The 11,797-nt window shown below is 61.0% G+C and carries 9 protein-coding genes; 3 read left to right on the plus strand and 6 right to left on the minus strand.

What is annotated here, in order from left to right:
* Positions 1 to 13: 13 nt before the first annotated feature.
* A complete protein-coding gene (locus tag FHX11_RS00780) occupies positions 14 to 2,380 on the minus strand; it encodes an EAL domain-containing protein (RefSeq protein ID WP_184354080.1) in 2,367 nt (788 codons plus the stop codon).
* A gap of 243 nt (positions 2,381 to 2,623) precedes the next feature.
* Positions 2,624 to 3,232 carry a 50S ribosomal protein L25/general stress protein Ctc gene (locus FHX11_RS00785; RefSeq protein WP_184354082.1) on the minus strand — a complete coding sequence of 203 codons (609 nt, stop codon included), beginning with the start codon at positions 3,230 to 3,232 and terminating at the stop codon, positions 2,624 to 2,626.
* Between the two features lie 302 nt (positions 3,233 to 3,534).
* On the opposite strand from FHX11_RS00785, the gene FHX11_RS00790 reads away from it, so the two are divergent.
* The 3 genes from FHX11_RS00790 (at position 3,535) to FHX11_RS00800 (ending at position 7,814) form a co-directional block, all read left to right on the plus strand.
* Complete coding sequence (locus FHX11_RS00790; RefSeq protein ID WP_184354084.1) at positions 3,535 to 4,986, plus strand: hypothetical protein; 1,452 nt, start codon at positions 3,535 to 3,537, stop codon at positions 4,984 to 4,986.
* A gap of 103 nt (positions 4,987 to 5,089) precedes the next feature.
* Positions 5,090 to 6,550: a hypothetical protein gene (locus FHX11_RS00795; protein ID WP_184354086.1), complete on the plus strand. Its 1,461-nt coding sequence runs from the start codon at positions 5,090 to 5,092 to the stop codon at positions 6,548 to 6,550.
* Positions 6,551 to 6,575: 25 nt separating this feature from the next.
* Positions 6,576 to 7,814 (plus strand): MFS transporter, encoded by a 1,239-nt coding sequence (locus FHX11_RS00800; protein WP_184354088.1) that lies wholly within the window; start codon positions 6,576 to 6,578, stop codon positions 7,812 to 7,814.
* Between the two features lie 27 nt (positions 7,815 to 7,841).
* On the opposite strand, the gene FHX11_RS00805 is transcribed toward FHX11_RS00800, so the two are convergent.
* From FHX11_RS00805 to pgeF, 4 genes are all read right to left on the minus strand, one after another.
* Positions 7,842 to 8,774, minus strand: coding sequence for a ribose-phosphate pyrophosphokinase (locus FHX11_RS00805; protein ID WP_184354090.1), 933 nt, complete (start codon positions 8,772 to 8,774; stop codon positions 7,842 to 7,844).
* Positions 8,775 to 8,879: 105 nt separating this feature from the next.
* Positions 8,880 to 9,746 carry a hypothetical protein gene (locus FHX11_RS00810; RefSeq protein WP_184354092.1) on the minus strand — a complete coding sequence of 289 codons (867 nt, stop codon included), beginning with the start codon at positions 9,744 to 9,746 and terminating at the stop codon, positions 8,880 to 8,882.
* A gap of 56 nt (positions 9,747 to 9,802) precedes the next feature.
* Positions 9,803 to 10,954, minus strand: a complete 1,152-nt coding sequence (locus FHX11_RS00815; protein ID WP_184354094.1) for a Xaa-Pro peptidase family protein — start codon at positions 10,952 to 10,954, stop codon at positions 9,803 to 9,805.
* Position 10,955: 1 nt separating this feature from the next.
* A complete protein-coding gene (gene pgeF, locus FHX11_RS00820; protein WP_246780863.1) occupies positions 10,956 to 11,738 on the minus strand; it encodes a peptidoglycan editing factor PgeF in 783 nt (260 codons plus the stop codon).
* Positions 11,739 to 11,797: the final 59 nt, after the last annotated feature.

An 11,797-nucleotide genomic window follows, 5' to 3' on the forward strand; every position in this document is an offset into this window, starting at 1 on the left:
TGGTCGTCTCCCGTTATGATGCTTGCGCGACTGAGGGGCGGCTGTCCGGCAATGATCCCGCGAGCGTCTTCATCAGACTGTCGGGATGCTGCGGCCGATAGAAGAGATAGCCCTGGCCGTAGTCGAGGCCCATGGTGCGCAGCGTGGCGCATTCCTCCTCGGTCTCGATGCCCTCGGCGATGACGGTGCAGTTCATCTTGTGCGAGAGCGTGGTGATGCTTTCGACCAGCATGCGGCTCTTGGCGCTGACATCCGAGGCGGTGTCGTTGATGGCGCGGATGAAGGATTGATCGATCTTGATGATATCGACCGGGAAGCGGTTGATATAGCTCAGCGACGAATAGCCCGTGCCGAAATCGTCAAGGGCGATGCGGCAGCCGTAGCGGCGTATCTCGTTGATCACCATGCGCGTTTCCGGATTGTCATCCATCAGCACGGCCTCGGTGATCTCCACCACGATGCGTTTCGGCGAGAGATCATGGCGCGAAAGCAGGGCGGCGATGCGCACCGGCAGTTCCGGCTCGAATTGGAGCGGAGAGAAGTTGATGGCGAGATAGCTGTCCTGCATGCCGTCGATGCGCGAGAGGCGCGCGAAATCGGCAATCGCCTTTTCCATGATGTGATTGCCGATGCGCACGATCGAGCCCGTCTCTTCGGCCACCTCGATGATCCGGCCCGGCGGCAGGATGCCCTTCTGCGGATGGTTCAGGCGCATCAGCGCCTCGAAGCCAGCCACCGAGCGATCGTCGATATTGACGATCGGCTGGAGATAGGCTTCGAACCAATCCTCGCTCAGACCGCTTTCGATATGGCTTTCCAGCTCGGCGCGGCGGCGGGAGGCGTCCAGCATGCTGTTGTCGAAAATCTGCGCGCCATTCTTGCCGTCATGCTTCTTGGCATACATGGCGATATCGGATTTCAGCAGCAGTTCGGCGGCATTGGCGGCCTGGCGTGGATAGATGGCGATGCCGATGCTGGCGCTGAGACGCGCATCGCCGCCGAATGGCGCTTCGAAGACTTCGGCAATACGGGCCGCCATGTCGACAGCCCTGGCTTCCGCATCCTCGGCAAGCAGCAGGATGGCGAATTCGTCGCCGCCAAGGCGGGCGGCGATGTCGCCGGGCGCCAGCCGTGCCTGCATGCGTGCGACGAGTTCGCGCAGGGCCGCGTCACCGGCGGCATGGCCCATGTTGTCGTTGATCCATTTGAAACGGTCGAGATCGATGAAGAGGCAGGCAAGCTCGCGCTTGCGCATATCCGCCTCGTTGATCTTGGCATCGAGCGCCGTTTCAAAACCCTGCCGGTTCAGCAGGCCGGTCAGATGATCGGTGATCGCCTGACGCAGGTTGCGGTCTTCCGATTGCTTGAGATCGGTCACGTCGGTCATGACCGAGAGCGAAAGGCCGTCCTGAATCGCGGCGGTCTCGAGGATCAGCACGTCCATCACCCGGCCATCCCGGCACTGGAACTTCACGGTGACTTCGAAGCGGTCGGTGCCGTCGGAATGGCTAGGCTTGCGTTCGACATATTCCGCGCGGGAATCCGGCATGACCAGACTTACGAATTTGCGTCCGAGCACCTTGGCGCGGGCATAGCCCGTGGCGGCCAGCCAGTAATCGCTGACGGCGGCGATGCAATCGTCCTTGTCGAGCGAGAACAGCATGGCGGGTGTCAGATTGTAGGTATCGGTGGCGCGGCGATGGGCGAGCTTGAGTTCGGTCTCCTCACGCTCCAGCTTGCTCTGCATTTCGTTGAAGCTGTTGGCGAGCCGGCCCATCTCGTCATTGGACTGCCAGTCGACATGGTGGCGCGACCCCAATCGCCGCGTCGCCTCGATGGCGTGAGTCAGCCGCATCAACGGCTGGATGACGAAGATGCGGTTGCCGATCAGGGCGGCACCGAACACGGCCAGGACGGCAAAGATGAAGATCGAGATGAAGACGATCTCTTCGCTTTTCAAACCGGCGAACAGGCCGAGCGTCGGATAATAGACGGTGATCGTGCCGAGATTTTTAGCGCCGTCGATGCCATTGTAGATGATCGGACGGGCGACGGCTTCGAGCTGGCCCTTGTAGGATTTCGGAATGGTCGATTGGGTGACGTCGAGCTGACCGGAGACATCGCGGACATTGACCTTGACGATGGCGCCCTCGGCGACCGTCGTCGCGCTGATCTGCGCGACGCTGTCTTCGTCCAGATCCCACAGCGGCTTGGCCAGCGCCTGAGCATTGGCGACCAGAAGGACGGCGATATGGTCCTTGATCTCTTTTTCGGCTCGCTCCGACGACAAAAACAGGAACAGCACGAAAAGCGGTGCGACGAAGATCAGTAGCGCACCGCAGACGATCGCGAAAAACCTGTTTTCGACGGAATGGCTCATAGGCTCCGTTTGCTCCCCGGTCGCAGATCGGCCGATCTTGGGGTTGCCGTTCTCTACAACTCTTTCGCGTAAAATTTCACGAATGTGTTAAATGTTGCTGAAACCGCGGGGTTAACGGATTTAAATCAAGTATTCATTCCGCAAATTGCAATATTACTACTACTTTTATTAGAAAATTCACATGAAAAAACCCGCCGTCCCCTGGGGGAGGCGGGTTCGCATGCGTCGCGACGAAGCGGCCGATCAGGCGCTGGCTTCTTCGCTGCCTTCTTCTGCAAGGCCGGCGGCCGGAGCAACGATCGTTGCGATCGTGAAGTCGCGGTCGGCGATGACCGGGGTCACGTTCTTCGGCAGGGTCACATGCGAGATGTGAATGCTGTCGCCAGCCTTCAGACCGGACAGATCAACGGTGAAGAATTCCGGGATCGCATCGGCCGGGCAATGAACTTCGACTTCGTGGCGAACGACGTTCAGCACGCCGCCAGCCTTGAGGCCCGGGGACTTCTCGTGGTTTTCGAAGTGAACCGGGATTTCGACGGTCACCTGGGTGTTGCCGGAGACGCGCAGGAAGTCGACGTGGAGCGTGAAGTCACGGACCGGATCGAGCTGGTAGTCCTTCGGCAGAACCTTGATCTTCTTGCCGCCGACGTCGATCGTCGCGATCGTGGTGAGGAAACCACCGGCATGAATGCGCTTCGTCACCTCATTGGTGTTGAGAGCGATGGAAACGGGGGCCTGCTTGTCACCATAGATGACAGCGGGGATGAGACCATTGCGGCGAAGTTCACGGGCGGACCCCTTACCAACCCGTTCGCGCGCCTCGGCCTTGAGCTCGTAGCTTTCGTGGCTCATAGCTATTCCTTTCGAGGTTATTTGGAGAGTTCATCCGGTCGCCGGCATGCGGGAGCCGATTGAACTGGAGGAGGGCGAGCCCATCCTCATCCGCGTTGCCTCCAAGGGTGTCTACGCGGACGCGTGGCCTATAATACAAAGAGGCCGCCGGCGCAAGCATCTCTGGAGTAAGCCCATCTGTGACGACATTGCAACTCCCGATAAAGAGCGGTCGACGCTATTTCTATCAGTGCCTTGACATGTGCCGCCCGTCTCTTCAACAGTCGATTTCAATCGATCAGGGTCAAAGGAGAGGTCGGGTCATGCGCTCCCGGGCTATCGCCGCCGCCGCGGTTTTTTCCATCTGTCTTGCCGGAGCTTCCCACGCCGCAGACGTCAGCGAGCAGGGCGCCAAGGAGCTGCGCAATATCCTGACGCATTCCCTCTCTCGCGATCTCGCCCGCAGCGGTTTCGTCACCGTCCAGCCATCCGGCGATCAATACGAGATCACCTATGATCTCGCGAAGTTTTTCGAGAAGATCAATTCGAGCGCCTTTTCGGTGACGGGCTTCAAGCCGCTGTCGCTGTTTGCACAGCCCGTCGAGCAGGGCCGGTGGCATCTCAAGGGTGACAACAGCTTCGATGTTTCCGTCCGCTCGCCGACGTCGGATTCCAGCTATTCGGTTGTCTCCAGCTCGTTCGAGGGCATTTTCGATCCTGCGATCGAAGCGATGCGATCGATGGATACAAAGGGCAGCGGCATCAAGTTTTCCACTGTCGGCAGCGGCCCGAAAAGCGGACACAAGGCGGATTTCTCCATCGACAGCATGTCCTCTTCCGGTACGGTCACCGATGGGGGCGGGGCCGGCAAGGTGAACCTGCAATCGCAGGGAACCTTGCAGCGCTTCAGCGAAACCGTCACCGCTCCCGATGCGCCGGCTTTCAATCTCAGCGCCGACAGCGTCGATGTCAAACTGGTTGCGACGAGCCTGCCCGTGAAGGAGTTGCGCGCGCTCGCGCATTTTTTCATCCAGCACATCAAAGCGAAGCAGCTATCCGAAAGCGGCAGCGCCAAGTTTGCGGAACTGGTGCGTAACGCCTTGCCCGGTTTCGGTTCGCTCACCGAGACGGTGACGCTGAACAACATGCTGGTGGCGACGGATAAGGGAAAGGTCGGCGTCAAGACGCTGAATTATGGCTTCAAGATGGATGGCCTGACAAAGGCTTCCAACATCAACTTCGGCCTGCGGGCGGAGCATTTCACGCCTGACGAGGGGCTCATCCCGCCGACCTATGCCGCTTTCGTGCCGGAGACGGTCGATGTGCAGCTCGGCGTTCCCGACGTGAATTTCCAGGGTCTCGTCGATGTGGCCTTGAAGGCGGTTGCGACCGGCGAACGGCCTGTCTCCGGCGACACCTTGAAGCGTACCGTGTTTCCGAGTGGTCGCGCGGTGCTCCAGTTTCCGAAGATCAGTGCGACGTCCGGCATCTACGATGTTGAGGTCTCGGGCGAGATGAAGGGGTCTTTGCAGGCTCATTCGGATTATTCCCTGAAGGCGACGATCCTGGCTCGCGACTTCGACAAGACGGTCGCTGCCGTTCAGGATGCGGCCAAGACGGACCCGGAGCTGAGCAAGGTTTCCTTCGGCCTGCTGGCCGTCAAAGGTTTTGCCAAGACAGATCCGGATGGCCGTTTGCGCTGGGATGTCGCTGTCGATGAGAATCGCACCGTCACGGTCAATGGACAGGTGCTGAAAGGGCCGAAAGGCCCATAGGGATCGTATGCGCCGCGATTGCGGCATCATCGATCCAATCGGGAACCCGCTTCAGGGTTCTTCTGTTTCAATTTGTTTTTCCTAGCATATTTGGGGGTATTTCATGCGTTTCAAAGCAGTTGCCGCGGCGGCGGTTTTCGCCGCGGGTCTGGCTGGCGCGTCGCAGGCGGCCGAGATCAGCGAGCAGGGCGCCAGGGACCTGCTCGGTAACCTGACCTTTTTCCTGCCCGACGATATGGTCAAGAGCGGCTTCATCGCCGTGAAGCCGGCAAGCGGACATTATGAAGTCACTTATGATCTCCAGAAGCTTTTCGACAAGCTGAACGTCTCCGATTTTTCCATCAGCGGCCTGAAGCCGTTAACGGCGCTGGCAACGCCACAGGATAGCGGCTTGTGGAATATCGAGGGCAGCAATGCGATCGATGTGACGGGGCGCGGCAAGACGGCCGGCGGTCCGGATGTGGAATTCCGCTACGCCCTTGCCTCGTCCAGCATGAAGGGAGTCTTCGACCCGGCGCTCCATTATGTCCGCTCGATGGATCTGAAGGGCAGCGGCATCAGCTTTACCACCAAGACCACCGACAAAGACAATGGCGTGCAGACGAACGATGCCACGGCCGACAGTCTCAGCTACACGCTGTCCTCCGCCGACAGCGGCGAACCGGGCAAGCTCGATCTCAAGCTGGAAGGAAGCCTGCAGGCCCTCAACAACAAAATCTCGTCCGACGACATGACGCTCGGCGAGGTCAAGATCGGTGCCATCGACGTCAATGCCAGCGCCACCAAGCTGCCGTTGAAGGCGCTGAATGAAATACTGAGCTTCGTTTCCGCCCATAAGGAAACGAAGACCCTCTCCGATAGCGAACGTGCCGAGATCAAGGCATTGCTGCTGAAGGCGATGCCGATTGCCGGTTCGTTCGAGGAGGCGGTTTCCCTCAAGGATCTCTCCATTTCGACGCTGTTCGGCGATGGCGGCCTGCAGAAGATGGACTATTCCTTCAAGGTGGCCGGGCCGACCGATGCCATGAATGCCGATTTCGGCTTGAGCGCCGAGAAGCTGACGCTGGCCTCCGGCCTTGTTCCGGCGGACTATGTCGCCTTCATTCCGGATAGCGCGGAAATGAAAGTGCAGCTGCCGGGGCTGAATTTTTCGGCGCTGATGGATGTGTTCCAGCAGACGGATCTCGGTAATCCCGTTTCCGAACAGGCTATGGGCGACAAGCTGCAGCAGGCCATGTTCCCTGACGGGATGATCACGATCAACTTCCCGAAGATCAGCGCCGTCTCGGGTCTCTACGATGTGGAAGCATCGGGCAGCATGCGCGGCGAACTGGGCGAGAGCGACCGCGTCGAGATGAACATGACGGTGCTTGCCCGCGATCTCGACAAGACGATCGCAGCCGTTCAGGAGGCCGCCAAGACCAAGGAGGATCTGGGCCAGCTTTCCTTGGGTCTGCTGATGGCCAAGGGCTTTGCCAAGACCGACACCGATGGCCGCTCGCGCTGGGATGTCAGCATTGCCGACGACAAGACCGTGACCGTCAACGGCCAGGTCATCAAATAGGCTCCTCGAAACCCAGAATGTGCAGATGTTTGTCCTAAGGCCGCTGGCCCAGCGTTCGATTTCCCTTCTCTGGGCCGGCCAGGTGCTGGCGGCGACCGGATCCGAATTCTACATGGTTGCCGTCGTCTGGATCGCGGCGGATTTCATCGGCAGCGATGCGGGCTATGTTTCCGCCCTTCAGTCGGGTGCGCTGCTGTTCGGCAGCCTCTTCGGCGGTATCCTGACCGATCGCTGGCGGCACAGCACCACGATGATCGCTTCCGATCTGTTGCGGGCGCTACTGCTGCTGGTCCTTTCGATCGCCGGATTGTTGCAGGTCATGAGCCTGCCGTTGCTGGTGACGCTCGCCGGCTGCATCGCGCTGTTGACGGCGGCCTTCGATCCGTCATTGCAGGCGACCTTGCCGACGATTGCCACCGATCCGGATGTCCGGCACGCCACAAATGGGTTGTTCGATGCGACGCGGCGCATGGCGCGCATTCTGGGGCCGAGCATGATTGCGCTCGTCAACGGCTTCCTGCCGAAATCGCAGTTTTTCTCGGTGGCGGCCGCAACCCTGCTGCTGTCTGCCCTGGGGGTGTGGCTCGCTGTCGCCAGATTGCCATCCGCGCCGCGGCGGCGCGAATTTTCCGGCACGGCCGCGGTGGTTGACGGCGTTCTCGGCGGCTGGCGAATGGCGCGGGGCCATGCCGCCATACTCTACGGCCTCTTCACCAACCTGATGGGAAATATCGCCTGGGCCATGGGCATCCTGCTCGGGATGATCCTGCACCTGCGCGAAACCAGCGCCGACCCGCTGACCGATTACAGCCTGATGATGCTGGCCTATGGCGTCGGCAACGTGACGACCAATCTCATCCTCAGCAACATGAAGCCGCGCCGGCCGGTGGTCTGGATCGTCGTGGCGAAGCTGATTTTCGGCACCGGCGTCTTCCTGTTGCCGCTGATGCATGATCGCCTGTGGCTGATGGCGGTCGCCTGCTTCGCCTCGATCAACGGCCCGTTCGAAAATCTTGCCATGCTGCATCTGATGCAGACGCGCAGCGAACCGCATCGTCTGGCGCAGGTCTATCGTCTGCTGATGTGCGCGATCTTTCTCGGCCTTTTCCTGGCCTACTTCGCGTCGCCGAGCCTGTTTGCCTGGTTTGGCATCGCCCCGTCGATCATGGGTGCCGGAGCGGCGGTGTTTGTTTCAGGATTGATCGGGATCGGTCTGCTCGCTTGGCGCCGCCACCATCCTCGACCCGCCGCAAAAGCGGGGTGAGGGCGGGCCGGCTGTGGAAAGCAAGTTTCAGTCGAACAGGCTTGAGACCGATTCTTCCTGGCTGGTGCGGTTGATCGCTTCGCCGATGAGGTTTGCCGTCGTGATGACGCGGATATTCGGCGCCGATTGCACGGCGGTCGTCGGCTGGATGGAATCGGTGATGACGAGTTCCTTCAGCTTCGAATTGGTGACGCGGGTCACCGCGCCACCCGACAGGACGCCGTGGGTGATATAGGCGGTGACGCTTGCCGCGCCCTTTGCGAGCAGGGCGTCGGCGGCATTGCAGAGCGTGCCGCCGGAATCGACGATGTCGTCGATCAGCAGGCAGTCTTTTCCTTCGACGTCGCCGATGATGTTCATCACTTCGGATTCACCGGGGCGATCACGGCGCTTGTCCACGATCGCCAGCAGACAGTCGAGACGTTTGGCGAGCGCACGGGCGCGCACGACGCCGCCGACGTCGGGCGAAACCACCATGACGTTGCCGATATCGTAGTTGGCCTTGATGTCGCGAGTCAGGATCGGAATCGCGTAGAGATTGTCTGTGGGAATATCGAAGAAGCCCTGGATCTGGCCTGCATGCAGGTCGAGCGTCAGAACGCGGTCGGCGCCGGCCTCGGTGATCAGATTGGCCACCAGCTTGGCCGAGATCGGGGTGCGTCCGGAGGCGCGTCGATCCTGGCGAGCGTAGCCGAAATAGGGAAGAACCGCCGTGATGCGCCGCGCCGAGGAGCGGCGCATGGCGTCGATCATGATCAACAGTTCCATGAGATGGTCATTGGTCGGAAACGACGTCGACTGAACGACGAATACGTCTTCGCCGCGTACGTTTTCCTGGATTTCCACAAAGATTTCCTGGTCCGCGAAACGCCGGACGCTGGCCTTGCCCAAGGGAACACCAAGATAATTGCAGATCGCTTCGGCAAGATGCCTGTTCGAATTCCCTGCGAAAACCTTCATTTTGGCCCGCCTATTACCAATCTGATAGCCGCGCTTTTAACCGCCTCGCTTCCGAATGCAAGGGGGAGACGCACGATAGTTCTTATATTTCTGAAAAGCTTGTGGCTATCCACCGCGAGAATCGCGCCAGGAATTGAATTCCGACATGGTCTTGCTGGCGATTTTCTGCATGACGGCCGGCGGGACGGCGGCCCAGGGATCGCCACGCTTCAGCGGTGCGCTTTCGGCACCCTGAATGCGATGCAGGCGGGCGCCGCTATTGTCGAGGACGTCCCAGACATAGGTGACGGAGATTTGCGGTCCGTCCTCGAAGGCGGAGAGATAGCCCTTGAGAATGTAGCTGGCGCTGGAATCGCCCGAACCCTTGATCGTCAGGCCGAGAGAACGGGCTTCGGCGCCGAGCTGGCGTGAAAGCGGCGTGACGGCTTCGACCGGGGCGCCAATGATCGGCAGGAAGCGGACGCTGTTGCCGCCGGTCGCGGCGGGGGAAAGCGATGCCTGCTGTTGATCGGGCTGCGGCTCCTCGCTCTGCTGGGTCATCTGCGGTTGCGGCTGCGAATCTTCGGCCAGACGGCGGTCGATTTCGCGCTGTTCGTCGGCCTGGGAGATCGGATTGTTGTCCGGCGGGATGGCAGCGGTCTGCGAGCCATCGAGCGGGCGCGACGCGTAAGGATTGGAGCCGCCGTTTCTGAGGGCGGCCGCCTGATCGTCCAGCGAGCCGCCGCCGGCGCTTTGCGGCTGATAGCCCTGTTGCTGATAGGTTTGCTGCTGGTAGCTATAGCTGTTCTGCGAGGTCTGGAAGCTCCGCTCCTGCCGCGAGTTGGCGGCCATGCGCTCGACATCGCGCTGGGTGACGGGGCTGGAACCGGCGTCACCGATGCTTTCGGGCGGCGTCAGGGCGTCTGTCGTGTTGCAGGCGGCGAGCGCAAGGCATAAGCCGACGGGAATCAACGCTGTCCTGACCAGTCCCATGCGCACGATCCTTTTCCTTCGAGGGCCTCCCCGTTCAGGATCGCTATTTTACGCCGCTAACGGTTAAGAAATTCGAGCGGATGCCGCGACAGGGCTCTCGGGGCCTGCGAGGTCGTCAGATAGGTCTGGCCGAGGGTCATTGCCGTCCCCGTATCGGAATCCATGATGATCATGTGCACGAAGAGCGACATGTCCTCGCCGATCTCCTGGGGATTGCCGGCATGGAACATCTGATGCTCCATCCAGGACGGGGCGAAGCGGGCGCCGAGCGAATAGCCGCAGGCATTCAGCCGGTGGCGGGCAAGGCCGCGCTCGTCCATGATCTTCGCATGCATGTCGAAGACGTCGCCGAAGGTGTGGCCGGGTGTCAGCACGGTCTCGACCGCCTGGATGGTTTCGAGGCAGGCGCTGAAGAGCTCGCGGTGGCGGTGGCTCGGATCGCCGATGACGACGGTGCGCATCATGGCGGCGTGGTAGTGGGCATAGGTACCGGCCCATTCGAGCGTAAGCTGGTCGGCTGCATCCAGCTTGCGGCGGCCGGATTTATAGCGGCAGAGCAGGGCCTCCGGGCCGGAGCCGATGATGAAACCATTGGCGGGATAATCGCCGCCGCCGGAGAAGATCGTGCCCTGCATCGCGGCGAGAATTTCGGCCTCGTCGGCGCCGGGTCCGATCAGGGCCAGAGCTGCGTCCAGCGCGTCGTCGGCAAGGGCGGCGGCGCGTTCGATATAGGCGATTTCGGCCGGACTCTTGATGAGGCGCAGGCCACCGACGAGATAGGATGCATCGACGATCTGGCCGAAGGTCGCGATCTGGTTGTCTAGCAGGCGGGCGGCGCGGCCGGTCATGCCGTGCGTATCGTACTCGACGCCGATGCGGGCGCCGAGCAGGTCGAGCTCGACCAGCAATTCCTTGAGGTCGAGCGCCGGATCGGCATTGGTGCGGTCGACCCAGACGCGGATGTCGGAAATGATCGAGGTCAGCTGCGCCTGGCGGAGGTCGGCCGAGCGGGTCAAAAGAACCATCGTGCCATCAGACTTGACCACCAGCGTCTGAAAGAAGCAGTAGCCGAAGGTGTCGTAACCCGTCAGCCAATACATGCTTTCCTGCGCGAACAGCAGCATCGCATCGAGTTTGTCTTCCTGCATTTTCGCAAGAAGGCGGGCCAGGCGGGCGTCGAATTCGCTGCGGTCAAAATGCAGGGCCATGTCAGGAGCTCTCCTCGATGGCGATGGCGGAAATCTGCCGGCCGTAATCGGCCTCCTTCGCATGCGTGGTGCGACGATAGGAGAAGAAGCGATCGGCATCGGGGTAGGTGCAGATATCGAGGCTTTCCGCGCTCACGCCCGCCTTGCGCAGACGGCCGATCGTCAGCGCCGGCAGGTCGAACATCGCGTGGCCTGGCCGTTCGGATGGGATGAAATATCGGGCGTAACCGGGATCGTAGGAGGTGAAACGGTCGACGAATTCGGGGCCGACTTCATAGCTTGCCTGGCTGATCGAGGGACCGAGGCAGGCGGTGATCGTCTCGCGCCTGGCGCCCAGCGCGACCATGGCTTCGATGGTGTTTTCCAGCACGCCGGTCAACGCGCCCTTCCAGCCGGCATGGGCGGCACCGATCACCCGGTTGTCGCGGTCGGCAAATAGAATCGGTCCGCAATCGGCGGCCAGCACGCCAAGCACGATCCCCGGCGTCGCCGTCACCATGGCGTCGGCCTGCGGCCGAGTGCCGTCATAGGTGGAATCGACGGTGACGACATCCGGCGAATGGATCTGATGCACCGTTGCAAGCCGTTCCAGCGGCAGGTCGAACCAGCCAGCGACACGACGGCGGTTTTCCTCGACATGGCCCCGGTCGTCATTCGATCCGAGACCGACATTCAGACCGCGATAGAGTCCCTGCGAAACGCCGCCTTCGCGGGTGAAATAGCCATGGCGGATGCCGGCGCTCTTGGCGGCGCTCAGCAGCGTGCTTTCGATCGGAGTCGGCAATGCTGCGTCCCTTGATGTCGTTTTTGGCGTGGAGCGTGATGAGTAACGCGTCTGTGGCG

Source organism: Rhizobium sp. BK602 (assembly GCF_014195095.1).
GTDB lineage: Bacteria > Pseudomonadota > Alphaproteobacteria > Rhizobiales > Rhizobiaceae > Rhizobium.

What these genes read in the sequence shown, in the direction of transcription:
- FHX11_RS00810 (WP_184354092.1), bottom strand. Translation starts at nt 9,746, where the DNA reads ATGGGACTGGTCAGGACAGCGTTGATTCCCGTCGGCTTATGCCTTGCG.
- FHX11_RS00800 (WP_184354088.1), top strand. Translation starts at nt 6,576, where the DNA reads ATGTTTGTCCTAAGGCCGCTGGCCCAGCGTTCGATTTCCCTTCTCTGG.
- FHX11_RS00790 (WP_184354084.1), top strand. Translation starts at nt 3,535, where the DNA reads ATGCGCTCCCGGGCTATCGCCGCCGCCGCGGTTTTTTCCATCTGTCTT.
- FHX11_RS00815 (WP_184354094.1), bottom strand. Translation starts at nt 10,954, where the DNA reads ATGGCCCTGCATTTTGACCGCAGCGAATTCGACGCCCGCCTGGCCCGC.
- FHX11_RS00785 (WP_184354082.1), bottom strand. Translation starts at nt 3,232, where the DNA reads ATGAGCCACGAAAGCTACGAGCTCAAGGCCGAGGCGCGCGAACGGGTT.
- FHX11_RS00780 (WP_184354080.1), bottom strand. Translation starts at nt 2,380, where the DNA reads ATGAGCCATTCCGTCGAAAACAGGTTTTTCGCGATCGTCTGCGGTGCG.
- FHX11_RS00805 (WP_184354090.1), bottom strand. Translation starts at nt 8,774, where the DNA reads ATGAAGGTTTTCGCAGGGAATTCGAACAGGCATCTTGCCGAAGCGATC.
- FHX11_RS00795 (WP_184354086.1), top strand. Translation starts at nt 5,090, where the DNA reads ATGCGTTTCAAAGCAGTTGCCGCGGCGGCGGTTTTCGCCGCGGGTCTG.